A 20956-nucleotide genomic window follows, 5' to 3' on the forward strand; every position below is an offset into this window, starting at 1 on the left:
CAGCGCATGTCAGCGCTTGGCCGTGCCTGTCATCGGAATGTCATGTGCCCCGCGCGAAAGTGGTCCCACCAAGGCAACGACAAGCGAGGGAAAGCCATGATCGGCAACAAGGTGTACATCATCGCCGGGGGCGTCATCAGCGTCCTGTTCGTCGCGCTCGCGATGGTCGAGTTCTCCACCGGCTACCCGGACGACGGCCTCCAGGACCTCCTCTACGCGGCGGTGAGCGCCGGCGCCGGCACGCTGCTGTACGTCCTCGACCGCCGTCAGCGCGAGCGTCGCGCGGCCGCCCGGCGTGATGCCCGATGAGGAACATCGACGGCGGCTTCCTCGCCGCTCCGGATCAGGCCGCGCTCGACCAGCGCGAGCGGGACGTCCGCAAGGGCAAACTGGCGCTCATGCTGGCCGTCGTCGGCGCCTTCGTCGCGCTGGTCGCCGGATACAACGTCCTCGTGGACTTCTCCCCGGTTTCGCTGGTGGTGACGATGATCGCGCTCGCCGCCGCGATCGGTGGCGGCGTGCTCACCAAAAACCTGATGCGCGCCGTGCGGTTCCGGGTGCACAAACCGAACGCGGGACTGGTCGGCGCCGCGAAGCTGACCGGAATGGTCGTGGTCGTCCTCGGGTTCATCGCCCTGGTCGGCTCACTGGACGGACCCGGCGTGCTGCGGATCATCGCGATCGCCGTCGGCTGCGCCGCCATCGGCTACGTGAAGTCGCTGCACGACCAGCAGTGGGTGCTCTTCGAACTGGACGCGGTGGGCGTCCGCGTCGAACGGACCGTCGTGCCCTGGCGTGACGTCACCCGGCTCACGATCGACCCCGTCGGCCCCGGGATGACCCGGCTCGGCGCGGTCCCGGTCAACGCGGCACCGCTGTACGTCGCCGTCCAGGACACCGAACTCGACCAGCGTCTCCTCGCCGAAGCCGTCGGCCGTTTCGCGCCGCAGGGGACCTTGCTGACCCGCGCTCAGGACTCGCTGGGCAATCCGGCCAAGTGAGCGGCGCCGCGCAGACCCAGCCCTCGGCGGTAGGCCCGGTCGAAGTCGTCGCCGAGCCGCTCCCGCACGGTCGTCCGGAGCAGGGCGGCGTCCAGATCGACGGCGAACGGGGTGCCCCGGATGGTCACCGCGGCGCCGATCAGGACCGCCGCCCGCTCGGGGTCGCCCCGCAGCAGCGCGACCCCGGCGAGGCCTTCGACGGCGAGGGCGACGGTGATGCTGTCGTGCCAGCTGTCCGCCGACACGAGGGCCAGCCGGTGCAGCTCCTCGGCCCCGTCGGCGTCGCCCTCGGCGGCCAGGACCCAGCCGAGCGAGATCTTCGCACCGGCACGGACCCCTTCGGCCGCGAACGAACCACCGGAACACTCCGCGAGCGCGAGTTCGCTCAGCGCGCGGGCCCCGGCCAGATCACCCTCGTGCCGGGTGAGGAACGCCAGCCCGATGTACCCGGCCGCCCGGCTTTCCGGCATCCCGGCTCGGCGCGCGATCTCGATGGCGAGCTCGAAATCCGCCCGCGCACCCGCCGCGTCGCCCTGGAGCAGCTTGCTCCCGCCGCGACGGCTCAGCAGGTCGGCGTTGTCGTCGGACGCGCCGAGTTCCCGGATCAGCCGCAGGGCCTCGTTCATCGTTTCGAGGGCTTCGGTCTGCCGGTTCGTCCAGATCAGGATCTGTGACAGATGGTCAAGGGCCATCGAAAGGCCCCAGCGTTCCCCGATCCGGCGAAACGCCTCCGCCCCTTCGCGCAGGAACTGTTCCGCCGTTTCGAGGTCGCCCTGCATCAGCGCGCGGAGGCCGTAACCGGTCGGCGCGAGGGCGAGACTCCAGGCGTCGCTGTGCGCGAGCAGGGCCTGACTACGTTTGATCAGCGCGTCGTCGTCACCGGGCGGACCGGCCACGACACCCATCAACAGCAGGAGCGCCGGGTTCCGGGGCGCCTTGTCCAGGGTCAGCGTGAGGTCGTCTACCAACGGCAGATGCCTGTCGAGTGCTTCGTGGCCCCGCAGTCCCGCGGCGGCGGTGAGCACGCAGAGCTGGTACTCCTCTTCGAGATCGCCTGGCGGCCGCTGTCCGAGCCGCTTGACCACTTCCAGGCTCAGCGTCGAACCTTCGAACCGGCGGCCGCGCATCCACCAGTACGTCACCAGCGAAGCCGAAAGCCGGAGCGCGATCCGCACGTCGGACTCGGCGGACCAGCGCAACGCGGCCAGGAGGTCGTCGTAGGCGTCGTCGAGCCGGTCGAGCCAGACCAGCTGGTCGCCGGTGCGCACGAGCGGGTCCGCCCGCTCGGCGAGGGCGAGGAAGTGCTCGGCGTGTGCGCGCCGCAACCGCTCGGTTTCGCCCGCCTCGGCGAGTTTCCCGGCGAAGAAGGCCCGGATGGTCTCGAGCATCCGATACCGGTCCCCGGTGCGCTCCACCAGCGATCTGTCCACAAGGGACGGAAGCAGCTCCGCGATGTCCGGCACGGCACAGACCGCTTCGGCGTCGGCGAGGGTCGTGCCGCCCGCGAAGACGGTCAGCCGCCTGCCCAGCAGGCGTTCGTCCTCCTCCAGGAGATCCCAGCTCCAGTCGACGACGGCGCGCAAAGTGCGATGACGGCTCTCGGCGACCCGGCTGCCCCGCGAGAGCAACCCGAAGCGGTCGCCCAGCCGGGAGGCGATCTCACCGACGGTCAAGGTCCGCACGCGCGCGGCGGCGAGTTCGATGGCCAGCGGCAGCCCGTCGAGGGCGGCGCAGACCCGCTGGACGTCGCCCGCGGTGGTGTCGTCGACGGCGAAGCCCGGATCGCCCGCCCGCGCGCGGTCGGCGAACAACCGGACCGCGGCGAACTCCAGCGAACGGGCGGGCGGCGTTCCCGGTGGCGGCACGGCGAGCCGCGGCACGGGGGAGACGACCTCGCCGGTGATGCCCAGCGGTTCGCGGCTGGTGGCGAGCACCCGCAGCGCGGGGGCCGCGCCGAGCAGCCGGGCGGCCAGTTTCGCGGCGGCCTCGATCAGATGCTCGCAGTTGTCGAACACCAGCAGGACCGCCCGGTCGGTGAGCGCGTCGATCAGCCGCTCCAGCGGCGCGTGCTCGACCGGGGCGTTGACCGCGCCGAGCGGGACCGTCCGCAGGCCGAGCGCGGTCAGCACGGCGTGGGCGACGTCGGCGTCCTCGGTGTAGGGCGCGAGTTCGACGAAGACCACCGGGAGGCTCACCTCGGCGGCCGCTTCGACGGCCAGTCGGGTCTTGCCCGCCCCGCCGGGGCCGGTCAGCGTCACCAGCCGGGAGCGGTCCAGCTGGGCGAGCACGTGCCGGAGGTCGCCTTCGCGGCCGATGAAGCTGGTGAGCTGCGCGGGAAGGGTCGCGGCCTTGGCGGGCGGTGTCCCGCCGCGCAACACGGCCAGATGCGCCGCGGCGAGATCCGGTCCGGGGTCGGCGCCGAGTTCGTCGGCGAGGACACGCCGGGCGTCCTCGAACGCGGTGAGCGCGTCGGCCTGACGGCCCGCGGCATGCAGTGCGCGGATCAGCAGCGCGCGTGGCCGTTCCCGGAGCGGTTGACCGTCGATGACCTCGCGAAGCTCGGTGAGGACGTCTTCGTGTCTTCCCAGCCTGAGTTCGGCCTCGACACGGTCCTCGATCGCCGACGTCTTCAGTTCGGTGAGCCTGGTGACCTGCGGATCGCGGAACGGCGCGTCGGTGATGTCCGCGAACGCCGGGCCGCGCCAGAGATCGAGAGCGTCGCGAAGCAGTTCGGACGCCTTCGCTGCGTCTCCCGCCGAGAGAGTACGTCGGCCTTCGGCGGCGAGCCGCTCGAAGCGGTGCACGTCGACGTCGTCGGGATCCGCGGCCAGCCGGTAACCCGCCGGGCTGAACTCGACGGGCGCGAGGTCCTTCAACGCGCCGCGCAGCCGCGAGACCTGCGATTGGAGCGCGTTCGCCACTCCTTCGGGTGGCTGCTCGCCGTAGAGACCGTCGATGAGCCGCTCCGCCGGGACGACCCGGCCAGCCTCCAGCGCGAGCAACGCGAACAACGTCCGGACCCTTGGCCCGCCGACCGGGACGACGGTGCCGTCTTCTCGGCGCACCTCCGTCGCCCCCAGAACGCCGAATCGCATGGGTCAGAGGTTAGGCCTTCGTTGACCTGGGCGGATCCGGCCCGCCCGAGATCCGCCGAATGGCGTCTATACACTTCGCCGGGTCCCCACGCAATGGGAGAGGTATGTCCAACCAGGAACCCGTGGTCCTCGGTCAGCCGACCGTCGGCGACGAAGAACTCGCCGCCGTGGCGGAGGTGTTCCGGTCCGGCTGGCTGGCCGGAGCCGGCCCCGCGTGCCGCCGCTTCGAAGAGCGCTTCGCGAAGACCGTCGGCACCGCGCACGCCCTGACCACCAGCAACTGTGGCTCGGCACTTTTCCTCGGGTTGCGTGTGCTCGGCGTGAAACCGGGCGACGAGGTCATCGTCGGCGACTACACGTTCCCCGCCACCGGCCACGCCGTGCTCCAAGCGGGTGCGACGCCGGTGTTCGCCGACATTCACCCGGACGTGTGGAGCGCGGACCCGGTCTCGATCGAAAGCCTGGTCACCCCGCGCACCGTCGGCATCCTCGCCGTCGACGTCGCCGGGCAGCCGGGTGACTTCGACGAGTACCGCGCCATCGCCGACAAGCACGGCCTGTGGCTCTTCGAGGACGCCGCCTGCGCCGCGGGCGCGACCTACAAGACCCGTCCGGCCGGCAGCCTCGCCGACCTGGCCGCGTTCTCCTTCCACGGCCGCAAGGGCATCACCGCGGGCGAGGGCGGCGCGCTGGTCTCGGACCGCGAAGACCTCATCGCGCACGCGCGCAAGCTGCACACCTACGGCATCGAGCCCGCCATCACCCGTGAGGGTTCCGGCGCGCTGCCGATCCCGGAATTCCACGAGCTGGGCTACAACTTCCGGCTCTCGGACGTGCAGGCAGCGATCATGAACGTCCAGTTGGACCGGCTCCCGGACCTGCTCTCGGCCCGCCGTTCGGTGGCCAAGCGCTACCACGAGGCGTTCGAGAACCTGCCCGGTCTCGACGTCCCGGTGGAACTGCCGGACCGCGAACACCCGTGGCAGGCCTACATCCTCACCGTGGCCCCGGAGATCGACCGCGACGCGCTCGCGCTGCGGATCCGGGAACAGGGCGTGCAGTGCAACTTCGGCACCTACGCCTCGCACCTCCAGCCCATCTACGGCAAGAAGCAGACCTTGCCGGTTTCGGCGGACCTCTTCGCCCGTCATCTCGCCATCCCGATGCACGCCAACCTCACCGATGACCAGGTCGACCGGGTCATCGGGACCGTCAGCGCCGCACTGCCGAGCTAGGAGAGAAATGCCCGACAAGAAGGTCCTCTTCACCGGGGGCGGCGGTTTCATCGCCGCGCACGTCATCCCGATGCTGATCGAAGGCGGCTACACCGTCCGCGTCTTCGACAACATGACGCGCGGCGATCGCGCCAGGATCAACGACTTCGTCGCCACCGGCAAGGTCGAACTGGTCGAGAAGGACGTGCGCTACGGCGGCGCCGTGCGCGAGGCCATGCGCGGCTGCACGCACGTGATCCACTTCGCGACCGTGTCGATCAACAAGTCGGTCGCGGATCCGCACGAGTCCATCGACATCAACATGGTCGGCAACCACAACGTCTTCGCCGCCGCGGCGGACGAGGGTGTCGAGCGGGTCGTGTTCGCGTCGACCGCGTCGGTCTACGGCGAGCCGAAGCGGCTGCCGATGCACGAAGACGACGAGCTCAAGCCGCTCACGCCGTACTGCATCTCGAAGCGCGCGGGCGAGGACATGCTCGGCTTCTACGAGCGCACCAAGGGCCTGTCCTGGAACGCGCTCCGGTTCTTCAACGTGTACGGCCCCGGCCAGAAGATCGAGGCCTACTACACGTCGGTGATCAACCACTTCATTCAGCGTCTGCGCGCCGGCCAGCCGCCGATCATCGACGGCCGCGGCGACCAGTCGATGGACTTCGTGCACGTCACGGACCTGGCCCGCGCCGTCGTCGCGGCGCTGGAGTCGGAGCAGGCGGGAGTGCCGATCAACATCGGCACCGGGATCGACACTTCCATCGCGACACTGGCGAAGATCCTCATCGACGCCGTCGGCGTCAACGTCGAGCCGCTGTTCAACGAGCGCGATGTGCTCGTTTCGCGGCGTGCCGCGGACATCACCCGTGCCCGTGAGATCCTCGGCTGGGAGCCGAAGATCTCCGTGGAAGAGGGCATGCACGAACTGGTCAAGGCTTCGGAGTGAGTGCCGGGCCAGGGGAAAGCCGCCCCATGCGGATCGCCGTGGTGAACAACTTCTTCCCGCCGAGGGTGGGCGGAAGCGCGCACATGGCGGCGTCCCTGGCCGAGCAGTACGCGGCTCGCGGGCACGAGGTGCTCGCGATCACCGCGGCCTACGCCGACGCCCCGGCCGACGAGACGAAGGACGGCTACCGCGTCGTCCGCCTGCCCGCGGTGAAGATGCCGCAGCTGGGCCTGTCGATCGACTTCGACATGAGCTTCGCCTCGCTGCGGCCGGGGAACTGGCGGCGGCTGTGGAAGCTGCTGGACGAGTTCGAACCGGACGCGATCCACCTCCACGGGCAGTTCTTCGACCTGTCCTGGCTGGCCGGGCTGTACGCGCGGCGGCGGAAGCTGCCGATGCTGCTGACCATCCACACCCTGCTGATCAGCGACAACAAGCTGTACGGCGGCGTCTTCCGGTTCCTGGACACCGTGCTGGTGAACCCGATCCTGCGCTACCTCAAGCCGCGGTACGTCATCCTCGACAAGCTCGGGGTGGACTACTGCGTCGAGCGCTACGGCACCAGCGACGACAACTCGGACTACTTCCCGATCGCCGTCGACACCGGGAACTTCGAGAAGCCGCTCACGCTCGACGTGCGTGCCGAACACGAGCTGGGCGACGGCCCGGTGATCGTCTCGCTCGGACACGTGATCCCGCTGCGCAACCGGCTCCCGCTGGTGGAGGCCCTTCCGTCCATTTTGGACAAACATCCCGGCGTGAAGGTGCTCGTCGTCGGCCGCGTGTACCACGACGTCTTCCTGAAGCGGGCCGAAGAACTCGGCGTCGCGGACGCCATCATCGTCACCGGCGCCGTGCCGAAGGCCGACGTGCCCGCGTACTTCGCCGCCGCCGACATCGTCACGCACGACCTCAACGGCGGCTGCGGCACCGCGTCGCTGGAGGCGATGCTCTCGGGCACCGCGACCATCGCGTCGGTCACCGAGGACAACTACCCGGGCATCGAACTGCGCAACGGCGAGAACATCCTGCTGGTGCGGCCGGACGACAGCGAGGCGGTGGCGAACACCGTCATCGAACTGCTCGACGACCCCCGGAAGCGGGCTTTGGTGGCACAGCGGGAAAGCGCGATGGTGCGGGCCAACTTCGGCCTCGACGTCGTCGCCGAAGAACACCTGCGTACCTTCGAGAAACTGGTGACCGAGGCCGATGTTCTTCGATGACGAGCGCAGCAACCGCCTGCGCCCGCAGATCCTGACCGAACTCGTCTCGCAGTACATGAACGACGCCGAGCGCGCCCGTTTCTACGGACTGCCGGAGTCGACGCGGGTCCGCGAGCGGGTCAAGATCATCAGCCCGGAGAACCTGAAGATCGGTGAACACTGCTGGATCGGCGAAGGCGCCGCGCTCGACGCGAGCGGCGGGCTGGAGATCGGCGAGCACACCAGCATCGGCCTCAACACGCTGATCTTCACGCACTCCAGCTGGCTCGCGAACATGACGCTGCAGAACCACTCCGGCAGTGACCTCATCGAACGCAAACCGGTGAAGATCGGCAAGGGCTGCTTCATCGGCGGCCTGGTGGTGATCATGGCGGGTGTGACGATCGGCGACTTCGCCACCGTGCAGCCGAACTCGGTGGTCGCCAAGGACGTCCCGCCGCGCACCCTGGTCGCGGGTAATCCGGCGCGTGTGTTCCAGAAGTACGACGACGAGTACATCCAGTCCGAAGTGGAGCGTGTGCGCGGCGAGAACGCGCGGCGGCGCGCGCTGGCGGAGGAACGCGGTGACACCCCGGGGTCGTGGGGCGCTCCGGCGGGTGACTTCACGGAGTAGCCGACAGCGCTTCTCGGTGCCCGGACTCTGTCGATTGTTCCTGCGCCTGAATTCCACTGACCTGCGAAAACTTGCATCGCGGCAACTGGGCGGGCAGCTCTTCACTACAGTGTGTAGTGATACCGTTTCGAGGAAATCGTGGGAAGATGGTCTGGTGATCACCGGCGAAGGAGGAGTTCGATGAGTGTCGTGCAGTGGCCTCACCGCCTCCTGACCCTCGAAGACTGGGCCGGTCTGCCGGAAACGCCGGAGCACCGGGTGGAAGTCGTCAAAGGGGTCCTCGTCGTGTCGCCGCGTCCGTCGCTGGTCCATCAGTGGGCCGTCACGCGTCTGGGCTTCCTGTTCCATGATCAGCTTCCCGAGGGGCTCAGTGCGTGGAGCGAGGCCGAGATGATCATCGGTCAGACCCCGCTCACCGTCCGGGTGCCCGACGTGGTGGTGGCGAGGACCGAGGTTATGGACAGCAGTCCGGCTCGTATCCCGGCCGACGCGGCGCGAATGGTCATCGAAGTTCTGTCGGAAGGCACCCGCCGTACCGACCGGGTCACCAAGTTCTCCGAATACGCCGAGGTCGGCATCGAGCACTACTGGATCGTCGACCTCGACGATCCGGCGAGCATGATCACCTATCGCCTCGTCGACGGTGACTACGAGAATTTCGGCGAGCACACCGGCAAGGTGTCCCTCGATTTCGACGGCACCCCGCTGACTCTCGATCTCGACGCCCTCACCACCCGGCGCGCGCAGCGCCCCTGAGCATTCGACCACCTCAGGTCGATCTCGCGACTGTCCCCGCGAGCCGACCGCGGGAACCACCACCCCGCCGGATCCGACTACTAAGCTCAGTGTGCGAGTTTCCCGGCCGGAGGGTATGTCCAGATGAGGTTCAAGCGGTTCGGCGCGTCGTTGCTGGTCGCCGGGGTCGCCCTGCTGGGTGCCGCGACTCCGGCGATGGCCCACTCGGAGCTGAAGAGCAGCGACCCGGCGAAGGGCGCTTCGCTGGCGACGCCCCCGACGCAGATCAAGCTGACCTTCTCCGGCCCGGTCACCCTCGCGGCCGATCCGATCCAGATCACCGGGCCCGAAAACGCGAAGTGGACCGTCGGCCGGGCGGAGGTCGCCGGGGCCGTGATCACCGCGCCGGTCCAGGCGGTCGGGCCCGCGGGCGAGTACACGCTGCGCTACAAGGTGACCTTCGAGGACACGCACGAGTCCAGCGGAACGGTGAAGTTCAACCTCAGCGCCCCGGCCGCGCCCCCGTCATCGGGCAGCGCGGCGGTCTCGGCGAGCAGCGCGGCCCCGGAAACCAGCGCGACCCCGGTGCCGCAGGCCGACGAGACCACTCCCGAAGGCCTGGTGCCGGGCTGGGTGTGGATCGTCCTCGCGGTCGCCGTGGTCGTCGCCGGGCTCGTGGGCGCGCTCCGCATCGTCCGCCGCAAAAACGACCGGTCCTGACGTCAGCCGTGGCCGACGCCGGTGTTCCCCGCGGGCAGTTCCTTGCCGGAGGCGTCGAAGGCGGCCAGTTCCAGCGGGTCGGCGTCCGAGTCGAACCAGAACACGACGACGTTCGGGTCCACGCTCCACGGCGCCTGACGCGCGGTGACGCTCTTGCCCGCCACCTTCGCGGTGATCTTCACGGCCGGTCCCGCGTAGTAACCGAACGACGGATAGCCGTTGATCCCACCGGACACCGCGTGGAAACCGGGTGCCTTGTCGGAGCCTTCGAACTCGTTGGCGACGACGCCCGCGGTCACCTGGCCTCCGGCCGGACGGCGCCCCGCCATGATCCCGAAGGTCGTCCCCGGAAGCTGCTCGACGTCGATCTTCACGCCGGAGAACACCAGCTCACCGCCGTCACCATGGACACCGGTGCCGATGACGTCGCCCCACGGCGTGCCGGCCTGGGCAGTCTGAACGATGGCGGGCGCCGGAGCGGGGACGGCGTTCGCCGTCAGGGTGCTCATGAGCACCACGGCCAGCACCGCACCACCGGCCAGGAGCGTCCGCTTCCCGGGTGATTTCATGGGTGTTCCTCCCCGTGACAGAAGATCATTCAGAAACATCTACGGGGGAGCGCCCGAAAAGGTTGAGGCAACCTTTCAGGTGGTCAACCGTCGAACGGAGATGAGGACCAGGGTGGCTCGTGGCGACGACGAGTTCGTCGAGTTCGTGCGGACCTCGTCGAACCGTCTGCAACAGGCCGCCTACCTGCTGACCAGCGACCGTCATCAGGCCGAGGACGCCGCGCAGACGGCGTTCGCCAAGACGTACGCGGCCTGGTCGCGGGTACGCCGCAGGGACGCCTACGCCTACGCGCGGCAGGTCCTCGTCAACCACATCATCGACGGCTGGCGGCGCCCGATCCGGGAGAACGCGACCGGGGAGATCCCCGAGCGGCCGAGCGGCACGGACGTCGCCGACGCCGTTGTCCAGCGGAAATGGCTGCTTGACGCGTTGCGTACGCTCACAGACCGGGAGAGGGCGGTCGTGGTGCTTCGGCATTTCTTCGATTTGAAGGAGTCCGATGTGGCCGGCGAGCTGGGTGTCTCGGTGGGCACCGTGAAGAGCACCAACTCCCGTGCCTTGACCAAGCTGCGGATCACCGCGGAGGACGGAACGGAACTGATCGGGGGGCTGGGCCGATGACCGATCTCGAGACGCTGCGCTCGGCATTGCGGGAGCCGCCGTCCGAGGAGTTCGCCGCGCCCGATCTCGGCGCGATCATGACCAAGGGCAGGCGTATCCGCCGTCGTCGCCGTCTCGCGACCGGCGCGGGCGGAATCGCCGCCACCGTGGTGACGGTCCTGGTGATCGTCGGCGCTGTCGCGCTGAAGGAACCGTCGCCCGAGCGGCGGCAGCTTCCGCCGGCCGCGAGCGCCCCGTCTTCCCCGTCACCGATGTTGCCCGCCCCGACCGTGACGGGCCCCCCGTCGCCCGCGTCCCCGGCGGACGCGGGACCGCTGGGCGACGTGATCTCACTCGGCACTGGCGGCGGCGACGGCCGGGAAATGGTGCTTTACGCCACGCCTCTCGACGAATCCGTTCTGCCGGGCGTCGCGTTCGGTCTTCAGATCGCCTACCGGAACGACGACGGCACCTACGAGGGACTCCTGGGCACCAACGAGTTCAAGGGAGACGACCGGTCGTTCGGCTTCCACGCCACGGACGGCGGCGAACTGATCCGGGGCGCGTTCGTCCCCGTGTTCGGCTACTTCGCCGGCCCGGCGGCGCGGATCAGCAGCACCGTCCGGGGAAAGCCGGTCGAGGCGAAGACGGCCACCTGGTCCGAAGACCCGACGGTCGTGTTCTTCTGGTTCCCCGCGTCGGACGTCGAGTCGTCGGACGTCCTGACCCCCCTCGTCGCCTACGACGCCAAGGGCCAGCGCCTCACCAAATAACGCAATTCGTCCTCTAGTTGCGGTCCTTGCGTGTGCAAGTACCGCAACTAGAGGACGAATTGCAAAAGAGGTCAGGCCGCGGCCTGGGTGAGGACCTGGTCGACGACGGCGTGCGAAGGCAGGATCAGGTCCCGCTCGGTGTCGGCGTCGATCTTGCCCTCGAGCAGCTCGAGGAACCGGTCCAGCTGGGTCGCCAGCGGCTCCCGCGCGGTGACCAGTTCCGGGATCTCGATGACGGTCTGCTGCCGGTAGCCGAGGCCGTCCTCGGTGACCGAGTCGTGCGAGACGTGCCGGTAGATGGTGACGTCACGGCGGAGCAGGTCGATCTCGATCATACGGTCCAGTTCGGACACCCACAGCGAGCGGACCTTGCGCTGGCCGAGGCGGGACGCGGAAACCGTGGCGAGCCCGGACTCGAACGACAGCACCGTCTCGATGGTGTCTTCGGCGCCCTCGACCGAATGCGGGTGGAAGTAGCCGGCACCGGAGGCGACCCGCTGCGGGGTCGCGCCGCCGAAGAACTGGATCGCCAGGTCGACGTCGTGCACCAGCAGATCCCACGCGACACCGGTCTTGATCCGCGGCGCGTACGGGCCGTGGCGGCGGGCCATCAGGTGGATCGGCTCGTGCACCAGCGCCCGCGCGGTCATCACGGCCGGGTTGTAGCGCTCCAGGAGCCCGCACATCAGCGGGACGTCCTTCTTCGCCGACAGCGAGACGATCTCCTTGGAGAATTCCAGGCTGTTGCACACCGGCTTCTCGACCAGCAACGGCTTGCCCTGGCCCAGGATCTCCTGCGCCAGCTCGTAATGCGCCTCGGTGGCCGAAGCGAGCACGACGGCGTCCACATCGGACAGCGAGCCGATTTCGGGCGTCCACTGGGTTTCGTAGCGCTCGGCGACCTTGCGGCCCGCCTCTTCGCGCGGGTCGATCACGCGGACGAGGTCCACGCGCTCGTTCGCGGCGAGGACACGGGCGTGCAGCGAGCCCATGTTCCCGGTGCCGATGAGGGCGATCTTGTGCGTCGTCATGCGCCGAGCACCTCGCGAACCGTTTCGATGATGGTGTCCAGGTCGGACTCGGAAAGGTGCGGGTGCACCGGCAGCGAAAGCGCCTGCGCGGCAACGGAAGCGGCCACCGGGTAGTTCTCGACCTTCGCTCCTCGGATCAGCGGGTTGTTCCGGTAGCAGTCGTAGTCGAAGACGATCTTCGGGTAGTAGATCCCGTTGCCGATGCCGCGTTCGGTGAGGGCGGCGGCGAGTTCGTCGCGCGAGAGGAACGCGTGCGGGCCGACCAGCACGGTGTACTGGTGCCACACGTGTTCGCGGCCCGGCAGGACCTGCGGGAGGTCGAGACCCGGGGTGCCGGCGAGGCCTTCGGTGAGGCGCTTCGCGTTGGCCTGGCGGGCGGCGGTGAGCTGGTCCAGCTTCTCCAGCTGCGGGATGCCGACCGCGGCGTGCAGGTCGGTCATCCGGTAGTTGTGCCCGGCGACCTCGTACTGGTAGCGGGCGCGCATGCCCTGGTTGCGCAGGACGCGCAGCGCGTCGGCCAGCTCGTCGTCGTCCGTGGTGATCACGCCGCCCTCGGCGGTGGTCACGTTCTTGGTGGCGTACAAGGAGAAGCAGCCGATCCCGAAGGATCCCGACGGCTTGCCCTGGAACGACGCGCCGACGGCCTGCGCGGAGTCCTCGATGACCTTGAGGCCGTGCTCGGCGGCCAGCGGCGCGAGCTTGCCCATGTCCGCGGTCTGCCCGTAGAGGTGCACGGGCATGAGGACCTTGGTGCGGTCGGTGATCGCGGCGGCGACGGCGTCCGGGTCGATCGCGAAGTCGTCGCGCCGGATGTCGGCGAACCGGACGGTCGCGCCCGCTTCCAGGATCGCGTTCAGCGTCGCCACGAAGGTGAACGGCGAGGTGACGACCTCGTCGCCCGGCTGAAGGCCGAGCGCCTGAAGGGCGGCGACCAGCGCGGTGGTGCCGTTGTTCACGGCGATCGCGTGCTTCGTGCCGGAAACGCTCGCGAACGCGTCCTCGAAGCGCTTGACCATCGGTCCCTGTGCGATGGCGCCGGATCGCAGCACCTCGACGACGAGGTCCTCCGCGTCACGGACGTCGACCACGGTAATGGGGATCATCTGCAAGTCTCTCTCGACTGGGCGTTCTGGTGCGTCCGGTACAGTGAGCCGCCGGTTCTGCGCCCGGCCGCCCTCTCTGGCGCGGGCCACACGTTACCGGGACCGCCGAAGCGCCCAATACCCCAGGCTGCCTCCAGCCACAACGAACGGATCTCACGTGGTGAACCGCATCCACCCGACAGCAGTCATCGGCGAGGGTGTCGAACTCGGGGAAGACAACGTCATCGGCCCGTTCACCGTCATCGTGGGCCCGGCGCGCATCGGTGACGGCAACTGGATCGGCCCGCACGTGACCATCGGGACCCCGGGTGAGGACCGCGGCCGTGAGCACCCCGCCGCCTGGGACTCCGCGCCGAACGGTGATCCCGATCACGACGGGCACGGCGTCGTCATCGGCAGCCGCAACCGGATCCGCGAATACGCCAGCGTCCACCAGGGCACCTGGCGCACGACCACCATCGGCGACGGCGGCTACTTCCTCCGCGGTTCCCACATCGCCCACGACTGCCTGGTCGAGGACGCCGTCACGGTCGCGTCGAACGTCGTCACCGGCGGCCACTGCCACCTCTGGTCCGGGGCGAACCTCGGCATGGGCGCGATTCTGCACCAGCGGGTCGTCATCGGCCCCGGCGCGATGGTCGGCATGAGCTCCGCGGTCCGCAAGGAGGTGGGCGCGTTCACCATCGCCGTCGGCAACCCCGCGCGGGTGACGGGCGTCAACACCGTGGGGCTGTCCCGCCGAGGGCTGGACGAGGCCACCATCGAGGCACTGGGACCGTGGCTGAAGGGTAAGGCCGGTCTCCCTGAGGACGGGCTGGCCGACCGGCTGCCCGGCGACCTCTCTACCTTGGTGAAGGCGTGGGACGCCCGTCCGCGCGAGTGACACTAGGAGTCAGAAGATGGCGGAAGTCGCCGGCAAGCTGCGTGAGGTCTTCGTCGAGGCGCTGGACCTCGATGGCGATGTCGACGTCGAAAACCTGAAGTACCGCGACATCGAGGCGTGGGACTCGGTCGGTCACATGGCGCTGGTCGCGGCCATCGAGGACGAGTTCGACGTCGAGTTCGACACCGACCAGGTGATCGACATGTCGAGCTTCAAGGTCGCCGTGGACATGGTCACGGACCTCCAGAACAAGTGATGCTCGAAGGCAAGATCGCCCTGGTCACCGGCGGTACCCGGGGGATCGGGCTGGCCACCGCGCGGGCGCTCGCCGAGGCGGGCGCCACCGTCGTGCTGACCGGCCGCGACGAGGCGAAGGCCAAGGAAGCGGCGGCCGCGGCGGGGGCCGCGAGCGGGCTCGCGCTGGACGTCACCGACGCCAAGGCCGTGTCGACGCTGGTCCGCGGTGTGGCCAAGGAGCACGGCAAGCTCGACATCGTGGTCGCCAACGCCGGGATCATGGAGGACGCGCTCCTCGGCATGATCCGCGAGGAACTGGTCGACGCCACGCTGAGCACGAACGTCGCGGGCACGCTGCACACCGTCCAGGCCGCGGCCAGGGCGATGATGCGCAAGAAATCGGGCGCCATCGTGGTGCTGGCCTCGATCGTCGGCGAGCACGGAAGCGCTGGTCAGACCGTGTACGCGGCCTCGAAGGCGGCGGTGGCGAACATCGCGCGTTCGGCCGCGAAGGAACTCGGCCGTTCCGGGATCCGGGTCAACGCGGTGGCGCCCGGCGTCATCGACACCGACCTGACCTCGGGCCTGACCGAGGACGCCAAGGCCGAGAACATCGGCAAGACCCCCCTCGGACGGCTCGGGACGCCCGAGGACGTGGCGAACGCGATCCGGTTCCTGGTCAGTGATGACGCCGCGTTCATCACCGGGCAGGTGCTGGGCATCGATGGAGGATTAGTTCTCTGATGACCCTTTTGGGTGTGGGCGCACGACTGATCGAGGTCACGAGCGGCAAGACGCTCGCCGGTGAGGAACTCGACACCGAGGTCACCCGCGTGGGGGCCGCGTTGTCGCTGCTGCCGCCGGGCGCGTTGTTCGCCCGGATGTCGGTGGACCTCGAAAGCGTGCTGAACTACCTCGGCGCGTTCGAGGCGGGCCGCGCGATCGCGCTGATCGATCCGGCGCTGGACGCCGACGTCCTGGCGGGGCTCATCGAGCGTTTCCGCCCGGCCGCCGTGCTGTCCGCGCCGGACGCGCCCGCACCCGACGGGTACGGCGTTTTCGACAGCCACTGGGTCCGGAAGTCCGCCGAGGGTGTCGAGCCGCATCCGCATCTCGCGGTCCTGTTGCCGACCAGTGGTTCCACCGGCAACCCGAAGCTGGTCCGGCTCTCGCGTGGCGCGGTGCTGGCCAACGCCGACGCGATCGCCGAGGTGCTCGGCATCGACAGGCACGAGATCGCGCCGACCAGCCTCCCACTGCACTACAGCTACGGCCTGTCCGTGGTGAACTCCCATCTCGTCCGCGGCGCGACCGTGGTCATCGAGCCTTCAGGGGTGCTCGGGCGCGGGTTCTGGGACGCGGTCAACGAGCACAAGGTCACCTCGCTCGCGGGCGTTCCGTACCACTACGAGATGCTGCGGCGCCTCAAGTTCGACCCGGCGAAGTACCCGACGCTGCGCACGCTGACCCAGGCTGGCGGCAAGCTCCGCGACGACCTCGTCGCCCAGTTCAACGACAAGATCCGCGAGGTCGGCGGGCAAATGTTCGTGATGTACGGGCAGACCGAGGCCGCCCCGCGAATGACCACCGTCCCGGCGGAACGGCTCGCCGAGAAGCTCGGTTCGGCCGGGCCCGCGCTGCCCGGTGGCTCGTTCGCGATCCGGCGCGAGGACGGTTCCGAAACCACGCATCCGAAGATCGTCGGCGAGGTCGTCTATCGCGGGCCCAACGTGATGATGGGCTACGCCGACGACGAGGCCGGGCTGGCCGCGGGCGACGAATGGGGCGGTGTGCTGCCCACTGGCGATCTCGGTTACCTCGACGAGGACGGGTTCCTCTACATCACCGGACGGCTCAAGCGAATCGGCAAGGTCTTCGGCAACCGGGTCAGCCTGGATGATCTCGAGCACGCCGTGCGTTCCGCTTCGGTGGGGATCGACGTCGTGGCCGCCGTCCCGGCCGGGGACAAGGTCGTCCTGTTCGCCGAAGGGGCCGACAAGGATATGTGCAAGGACGCCGCGAAGGCGCTGTCCGAGCGGCTGCACCTGCACACCAGCGGGTTCGACGTCCGCGCATGCGACACCGTGCCGCTGCTGGCCAGCGGCAAGATCGACTACCGGTCGCTGGAGGCCCAGGTATGAGTGTGTTCACGCTTTCGCAGGCTGAGCGCGAGAAGCATCTGCTTCCGCAGCTCGCCGAGCTGACCGCGCACCACCGCGAGAACTCCGAGGGGTACGAGCGCATCCTCTCGTCCCTGGGCATCGCGCGGGACGCGTCGTTCGAGTCCATCGCGGACCTGCCCTGGCTGCCGGTGCGGATGTTCAAGACGCACGACCTGCGCAGCATCCCCGAGTCCGAGATCTTCAAGACGCTGACGTCCTCGGGCACCACCGGCGCGGGCGCGTCGCGGATCTACCTGGACAAGGCCGCCGCCGGCGCGCAGACCAAGCAGCTCGGCGCGACGCTGCAAGAGGTCCTCGGCGGCGAGCGGCTGCCGATGCTGATGGTCGACACCATCGGCATCATCAAGAACCGCCGCTCGTTCTCCGCGCGCGGCGCGGGTGTGCTGGGCATGGCGAATTTCGGCCGCAAGCACACGTACGTGCTGGACGAGAACGACCAGCCGGACGTCGAGGCGGTCAAGACGTTCCTCGCGACCTACGGCGACAAGCCGTTCTTGATCTTCGGTTTCACCTTCATGGTGTGGCAGTACCTCTACGAGGTCGCGCGTGAGCACGAGCTGGACCTGTCCAACGGGATCTTGATCCACTCCGGCGGCTGGAAGAAGCTGATCGACCGAGCGGTCGACAACACCGAGTTCCGCCGTCGCTTCAAAGAGGACACCGGCCTGGAGCGGATCCACAACTACTACGGGATGATCGAGCAGATCGGCACCGTGTTCCTCGAAGGACCGTCCGGGAACTCGTTGTACTGCCCCGATTTCGCCGACGTCGTGATCCGGAACCCGGAAACCTGGGAAGAGCAGCCGGTCGGCGAGCCCGGGGTGATCGAGGTCGTCAGCACGCTGCCGAACTCGTATCCGGGCCACGTCCTGCTCACCGAGGACCTCGGTGTCTACAACGGAATCGACGACGGCGACTGGCCTGGCAAGCACTTCTCGGTCATGGGCAGGCTGCCCAAGGCCGAGGCCCGCGGCTGCTCGGACACCTTCCAGGGAGCGGCGGCATGACTCTCAAGCAGCGTTTCCCGCTCGGCGGCGGCATCGAGGTCTCCTCGCTGGTCGAAGAGCTGCGGGCCGAGCCCGTCGGTGGACGACTTCGCGTCGGTGACCCGCGTGTCGTCGAGTTCCTGACGAAGTTCGCGCGCAAGCTCCTCGCGCCCGCGACGGCTCGCCGCTTCCCGGAGCTGGCGTCGCTCGGTTTCTTCCTGCGCAAGGGAGAGATCGCCAAAGCACTGTCCACTTTGGAGACTTCCGGCGACGCGCTGCGGTTCCCGCGCGGGCTGGTCTTCCACGTGCCGCCCGCCAACGTCGACACGATTTTCGTGTACTCGTGGGCGCTTTCCGCGCTGGCGGGCAACCACAACGTCGTCCGCGTGTCGTCGCGTTCGGCCGGTGCCGCCGAAACGGTGTTGGAGGCGCTGAACGCCGCACTGTCCGAAGTGGACGCGGACACCGCCGCCGCGATCACCGCGACCCAGCGCATGGTCACCTACGACCGCAGTGACGCGATCAGCGGTGCGCTGTCGTTCGCCGCGGATCTGCGGGTCATCTGGGGCGGCGACGCCTCGGTCGCGGCACTGCGCAAGTACCCGCTCGCGCCGCACGCGCGTGACCTGACCTTCCCGGACCGGTCTTCGTTCGCGGTCGCGTCGGTGCGTGGCTGGCATGAGGCCTCCGAGACCGAGCGCCGCGGTGCCGCCGAAGGTTTCTACAACGACTCATACTGGTTCGACCAAGCCGCCTGCTCGTCGCCGCGTGCGGTGTTCTGGGTCGGCGACGAGGCGGGCGCTCGCGAAGCCGGACAGGAATTCCGGACGTTGCTCGCCGAGGTGCTGGCGAAGAAGCAGCACGTCACCGAGCCCGCGATGGCCGTCCAGAAGCGGGTTTCGGCGTACGGCGCGGCCGTCGACGGGCTGGTCGACGGCATCGAGTTCCAGGGCAACGGCATCGCGACGCTCGAACTGGCCGACCCCGCGATCCTTCCGCGCGAATGGCTCGGCGCGGGCACTTTCGCCAACGCGCGGGTCGACACGCTTTCCGACCTCGTTCCGATCGTGCTGCGCAAGGATCAAACTGTCGGTCAATTCGGCTTCAGCAAGGAAGAATTGACGCAATTCGTGACGGAATTGGCGGGCCGCGGTGTCGATCGCGTCGTTCCCTTCGGATCGGCCCTGACGTTCTCCGCGATTTGGGACGGCTACGATCTGCTGACCGAGTTCAGCCGTTTGGTGACCGTACAGGCCTGACCAGCGGCGAAAGAGTCTTGTGCGAGGAGGTTCAGTGACGACCGTCGAAATGCCCGAAGAGTCTTCGGTTGCGGTAAAGCAGCCGAAATCCACGAAGGCGAAGATCCTCGACGTCGTCCGCTGGATCGCGATCCTCGCGGTCGTCGGTTTCGCGGCGGAGACACTTGTCGCCACGTGGGGTGAATTCTGGCGGACGTTGTCCGATGTCGCCTGGGAATCCTCCACGTTGAGCCTGCTCGCGCTGATCGCCGCGATCATGGTGTCGACCTACGGCTGGCAGGTCATGGTCGACGATCTCGGCAAGCCGATCGGCTACGCCAGGGGCGCGCAGATCTGTCTCGTCGGCTCGCTCGGCAAGTACGTGCCGGGTTCGGTGTGGGCGTACCTGTTGCAGATGGAACTGGGGCGCAAGGCCGGGCTCGCGAGGGCCCGGATCTTCACCGGTTCGCTGATCCAGCTCGGCGTCGGCGTGGTGTCGGCGCTGGTCGTCTCGCTGCTCGCGGCCCCCGCGGTGTTCAGCAACAGCCCGCGCGCGATGTGGCTGTTCGTGCTCATCCCGGTCGGACTGGCGATGCTGCACCCGCGCGTGCTCACCTGGGGCACCTCGCTGGTGCTGCGGATCCTGCGCCGCCCGCCGCTGGACCACCGGCTGAGCTGGTCGGTCATCGGCAAGGTGTTCGGCTCGTCGACCGCCGCGTGGGCGTTGCAGGGCGTGCACCTGTGGCTGCTGGCGAACTCCGTCGGCACGCCGGGGTTCAGCGGATTCGTGCTGTGCGTCGGCGCGATGGCCGTCGCGATGACCGTCGGGACGTTCGCGTTCATCCTGCCCAGCGGGGTCGGTGTCCGCGAGGTCGCGCAGGTCGCCGTCCTGACCGCTTCGGGCCTCACCGTCGGCCAGGCGACCGCGTTCGCCGTCGCTTCGCGGGTCATGTTCACCGTCGCCGACCTGATCACCGCCGGCGGCGCCGCCCTCTCCGCCCGCCTCGCCGCCCCCCGCGTTTAGTCCTCTAGTTGCGATAGTTGCCCCGCGCAAGGACCGCAACTAGAGGACGAAACGCGATTCGTCCCGGTGGTCGTGAGGGGGAAAGGCGGCGTCTTACGTGCTCGCCAGGGTCCCGATCTGGGTGTCGCGAAAGCCACTTTCGGGACATCAGGTGTCCCTAAAGTGGCTTTCGCGATATGCCCAGTGCAGGTGGTCACGCCCCACCCGGCCCACGCAAGTAGTCCTCTAGTTGCGGTAGTTGCCCCGCGCAAGGACCGCAACTAGAGGACGAAACGCGGTCTCCTTGCCCACAAGTGGTTCTTCGGGTCATCGGCGCGGGGTGAGCTGTCGCAGGCCATACGCGGCACCGGCGAACAAGGCCGTCGCCACGGCATACGTGAACGGGGTGAACGAGAGTCCGAGGGCGGTCGCCCCCGGTCCGGCGAGGCCGCCGACGGCGTAGCCCGGCAACGGCGTCATGCCCGCGAGCACCCAGCCGCGCAGGCCCGCGGCGAGACCGGTGAGCAGGCCGGGAACGCCGAGGACGAGCAGGGTGGCACAGGCCGTGACGACATCGGTCAGCGCGGAGGTCTCGGTGATCCTCGAGCGGGGAATCCGCACGGAACCCCCGCCGTGCGGAACGGAAGGGGAACCCAGGTCAACGGCCGACCGTCGTCGCACGAACGAGTCACATCCCGATGGGGCAACGGCGGAGCGACGCCTACTCCGCGCGCACTTTTGCTCACCCATTCGTGTCAAGTAACTGCGCCGAAAGAAACACCCTGGCGCG

22 protein-coding genes are annotated in these 20956 nt (G+C 68.7%); 17 read left to right on the forward strand and 5 right to left on the reverse strand.

The genetic code is table 11. The annotated features are described in order from the left end of the window. Positions 1–96 precede the first annotated feature (96 nt). The gene (locus tag BS329_RS26890) at positions 97–309 is read left to right on the forward strand and encodes a hypothetical protein (protein ID WP_076164032.1); all 213 of its coding nucleotides are present in this window, start codon (positions 97–99) and stop codon (positions 307–309) included. Further along, positions 306–1001, forward strand: coding sequence for a hypothetical protein (locus tag BS329_RS26895; protein ID WP_076164033.1), 696 nt, complete (start codon positions 306–308; stop codon positions 999–1001). Before BS329_RS26890 ends, BS329_RS26895 begins: the two co-directional genes overlap by 4 nt. Here the strand turns inward: BS329_RS26895 and BS329_RS26900 are convergent. Next, entirely contained in the window at positions 971–4096 is a 3126-nt protein-coding gene (locus BS329_RS26900; protein WP_076164034.1) for an AfsR/SARP family transcriptional regulator, read from the reverse strand. The genes BS329_RS26895 and BS329_RS26900 overlap by 31 nt on opposite strands. Positions 4097–4200: 104 nt before the next feature. Between BS329_RS26900 and BS329_RS26905 the strand changes: the two genes are divergently transcribed. The 6 genes from BS329_RS26905 (at position 4201) to BS329_RS26930 (ending at position 9559) form a co-directional block, all read left to right on the forward strand. Beyond that, positions 4201–5331: a DegT/DnrJ/EryC1/StrS family aminotransferase gene (locus BS329_RS26905; protein ID WP_076164035.1), complete on the forward strand. Its 1131-nt coding sequence runs from the start codon at positions 4201–4203 to the stop codon at positions 5329–5331. Between the two features lie 7 nt (positions 5332–5338). Beyond that, positions 5339–6268: an NAD-dependent epimerase/dehydratase family protein gene (locus BS329_RS26910; RefSeq protein WP_076164036.1), complete on the forward strand. Its 930-nt coding sequence runs from the start codon at positions 5339–5341 to the stop codon at positions 6266–6268. 26 nt (positions 6269–6294) lie between these two features. Further along, positions 6295–7491, forward strand: a complete 1197-nt coding sequence (locus BS329_RS26915; protein WP_076164037.1) for a glycosyltransferase family 4 protein — start codon at positions 6295–6297, stop codon at positions 7489–7491. After that, a complete protein-coding gene (locus BS329_RS26920) occupies positions 7478–8104 on the forward strand; it encodes an acyltransferase (protein WP_076164038.1) in 627 nt (208 codons plus the stop codon). The genes BS329_RS26915 and BS329_RS26920 overlap by 14 nt, the downstream gene beginning before the upstream one ends. A 180-nt stretch (positions 8105–8284) precedes the next feature. Beyond that, positions 8285–8860: a Uma2 family endonuclease gene (locus tag BS329_RS26925; RefSeq protein WP_076164039.1), complete on the forward strand. Its 576-nt coding sequence runs from the start codon at positions 8285–8287 to the stop codon at positions 8858–8860. A gap of 123 nt (positions 8861–8983) precedes the next feature. Beyond that, complete coding sequence (locus BS329_RS26930; RefSeq protein ID WP_076164040.1) at positions 8984–9559, forward strand: copper resistance CopC family protein; 576 nt, start codon at positions 8984–8986, stop codon at positions 9557–9559. A 2-nt stretch (positions 9560–9561) separates the two neighbouring features. Here BS329_RS26930 and BS329_RS26935 read toward each other — a convergent pair whose 3' ends face one another. Continuing rightward, complete coding sequence (locus tag BS329_RS26935; RefSeq protein ID WP_076164041.1) at positions 9562–10128, reverse strand: hypothetical protein; 567 nt, start codon at positions 10126–10128, stop codon at positions 9562–9564. Between the two features lie 112 nt (positions 10129–10240). Here BS329_RS26935 and BS329_RS26940 point away from each other — a divergent pair, with 112 nt between their 5' ends. Both BS329_RS26940 and BS329_RS26945 read left to right on the forward strand, forming a co-directional pair. Next, positions 10241–10750 carry a SigE family RNA polymerase sigma factor gene (locus BS329_RS26940; RefSeq protein ID WP_076164442.1) on the forward strand — a complete coding sequence of 170 codons (510 nt, stop codon included), beginning with the start codon at positions 10241–10243 and terminating at the stop codon, positions 10748–10750. After that, complete coding sequence (locus BS329_RS26945; protein ID WP_076164042.1) at positions 10747–11502, forward strand: hypothetical protein; 756 nt, start codon at positions 10747–10749, stop codon at positions 11500–11502. The genes BS329_RS26940 and BS329_RS26945 overlap by 4 nt, the downstream gene beginning before the upstream one ends. Positions 11503–11573: 71 nt before the next feature. On the opposite strand, the gene BS329_RS26950 is transcribed toward BS329_RS26945, so the two are convergent. Together BS329_RS26950 and BS329_RS26955 are read right to left on the reverse strand one after the other, a co-directional pair. Further along, positions 11574–12533 (reverse strand): Gfo/Idh/MocA family protein, encoded by a 960-nt coding sequence (locus BS329_RS26950; protein WP_076164043.1) that lies wholly within the window; start codon positions 12531–12533, stop codon positions 11574–11576. Next, positions 12530–13636: a DegT/DnrJ/EryC1/StrS family aminotransferase gene (locus BS329_RS26955; protein ID WP_076164044.1), complete on the reverse strand. Its 1107-nt coding sequence runs from the start codon at positions 13634–13636 to the stop codon at positions 12530–12532. Before BS329_RS26955 ends, BS329_RS26950 begins: the two co-directional genes overlap by 4 nt. 157 nt (positions 13637–13793) lie before the next feature. On the opposite strand from BS329_RS26955, the gene BS329_RS26960 reads away from it, so the two are divergent. The 7 genes from BS329_RS26960 to BS329_RS26990 are packed head-to-tail and all read left to right on the forward strand — an operon-like array spanning position 13794 to position 20187. Further along, entirely contained in the window at positions 13794–14519 is a 726-nt protein-coding gene (locus BS329_RS26960) for an acyl-ACP--UDP-N-acetylglucosamine O-acyltransferase family protein (protein ID WP_076164045.1), read from the forward strand. A gap of 16 nt (positions 14520–14535) precedes the next feature. Then, complete coding sequence (locus BS329_RS26965) at positions 14536–14775, forward strand: acyl carrier protein (RefSeq protein ID WP_061980346.1); 240 nt, start codon at positions 14536–14538, stop codon at positions 14773–14775. Continuing rightward, positions 14775–15500, forward strand: a complete 726-nt coding sequence (locus tag BS329_RS26970; protein WP_076164046.1) for an SDR family NAD(P)-dependent oxidoreductase — start codon at positions 14775–14777, stop codon at positions 15498–15500. Before BS329_RS26965 ends, BS329_RS26970 begins: the two co-directional genes overlap by 1 nt. Beyond that, complete coding sequence (locus BS329_RS26975; protein WP_076164047.1) at positions 15500–16897, forward strand: AMP-binding protein; 1398 nt, start codon at positions 15500–15502, stop codon at positions 16895–16897. Before BS329_RS26970 ends, BS329_RS26975 begins: the two co-directional genes overlap by 1 nt. Continuing rightward, complete coding sequence (locus BS329_RS26980; protein WP_076164048.1) at positions 16894–17946, forward strand: LuxE/PaaK family acyltransferase; 1053 nt, start codon at positions 16894–16896, stop codon at positions 17944–17946. The genes BS329_RS26975 and BS329_RS26980 overlap by 4 nt, the downstream gene beginning before the upstream one ends. Next, positions 17943–19184 (forward strand): acyl-CoA reductase, encoded by a 1242-nt coding sequence (locus BS329_RS26985; protein WP_076164049.1) that lies wholly within the window; start codon positions 17943–17945, stop codon positions 19182–19184. The genes BS329_RS26980 and BS329_RS26985 overlap by 4 nt, the downstream gene beginning before the upstream one ends. A gap of 34 nt (positions 19185–19218) precedes the next feature. Continuing rightward, positions 19219–20187: a lysylphosphatidylglycerol synthase transmembrane domain-containing protein gene (locus BS329_RS26990; protein WP_076164050.1), complete on the forward strand. Its 969-nt coding sequence runs from the start codon at positions 19219–19221 to the stop codon at positions 20185–20187. 306 nt (positions 20188–20493) lie between these two features. Here BS329_RS26990 and BS329_RS26995 read toward each other — a convergent pair whose 3' ends face one another. Next, positions 20494–20787, reverse strand: a complete 294-nt coding sequence (locus BS329_RS26995) for a DUF6541 family protein (RefSeq protein WP_341866341.1) — start codon at positions 20785–20787, stop codon at positions 20494–20496. Positions 20788–20956: the final 169 nt, after the last annotated feature.

The organism is Amycolatopsis coloradensis (genome assembly GCF_001953865.1).
Lineage (GTDB): Bacteria > Actinomycetota > Actinomycetes > Mycobacteriales > Pseudonocardiaceae > Amycolatopsis > Amycolatopsis coloradensis.

Bases quoted from the DNA above. Each gene is read 5' to 3' on its own strand.
- BS329_RS26935 (WP_076164041.1), bottom strand. From the start codon at position 10,128: ATGAAATCACCCGGGAAGCGGACGCTCCTGGCCGGTGGTGCGGTGCTG.
- BS329_RS26985 (WP_076164049.1), top strand. From the start codon at position 17,943: ATGACTCTCAAGCAGCGTTTCCCGCTCGGCGGCGGCATCGAGGTCTCC.
- BS329_RS26980 (WP_076164048.1), top strand. From the start codon at position 16,894: ATGAGTGTGTTCACGCTTTCGCAGGCTGAGCGCGAGAAGCATCTGCTT.
- BS329_RS26950 (WP_076164043.1), bottom strand. From the start codon at position 12,533: ATGACGACGCACAAGATCGCCCTCATCGGCACCGGGAACATGGGCTCG.
- BS329_RS26970 (WP_076164046.1), top strand. From the start codon at position 14,775: ATGCTCGAAGGCAAGATCGCCCTGGTCACCGGCGGTACCCGGGGGATC.
- BS329_RS26930 (WP_076164040.1), top strand. From the start codon at position 8,984: ATGAGGTTCAAGCGGTTCGGCGCGTCGTTGCTGGTCGCCGGGGTCGCC.
- BS329_RS26900 (WP_076164034.1), bottom strand. From the start codon at position 4,096: ATGCGATTCGGCGTTCTGGGGGCGACGGAGGTGCGCCGAGAAGACGGC.
- BS329_RS26895 (WP_076164033.1), top strand. From the start codon at position 306: ATGAGGAACATCGACGGCGGCTTCCTCGCCGCTCCGGATCAGGCCGCG.
- BS329_RS26945 (WP_076164042.1), top strand. From the start codon at position 10,747: ATGACCGATCTCGAGACGCTGCGCTCGGCATTGCGGGAGCCGCCGTCC.
- BS329_RS26905 (WP_076164035.1), top strand. From the start codon at position 4,201: ATGTCCAACCAGGAACCCGTGGTCCTCGGTCAGCCGACCGTCGGCGAC.
- BS329_RS26965 (WP_061980346.1), top strand. From the start codon at position 14,536: ATGGCGGAAGTCGCCGGCAAGCTGCGTGAGGTCTTCGTCGAGGCGCTG.
- BS329_RS26920 (WP_076164038.1), top strand. From the start codon at position 7,478: ATGTTCTTCGATGACGAGCGCAGCAACCGCCTGCGCCCGCAGATCCTG.
- BS329_RS26910 (WP_076164036.1), top strand. From the start codon at position 5,339: ATGCCCGACAAGAAGGTCCTCTTCACCGGGGGCGGCGGTTTCATCGCC.
- BS329_RS26915 (WP_076164037.1), top strand. From the start codon at position 6,295: ATGCGGATCGCCGTGGTGAACAACTTCTTCCCGCCGAGGGTGGGCGGA.
- BS329_RS26890 (WP_076164032.1), top strand. From the start codon at position 97: ATGATCGGCAACAAGGTGTACATCATCGCCGGGGGCGTCATCAGCGTC.
- BS329_RS26925 (WP_076164039.1), top strand. From the start codon at position 8,285: ATGAGTGTCGTGCAGTGGCCTCACCGCCTCCTGACCCTCGAAGACTGG.
- BS329_RS26975 (WP_076164047.1), top strand. From the start codon at position 15,500: ATGACCCTTTTGGGTGTGGGCGCACGACTGATCGAGGTCACGAGCGGC.
- BS329_RS26955 (WP_076164044.1), bottom strand. From the start codon at position 13,636: ATGATCCCCATTACCGTGGTCGACGTCCGTGACGCGGAGGACCTCGTC.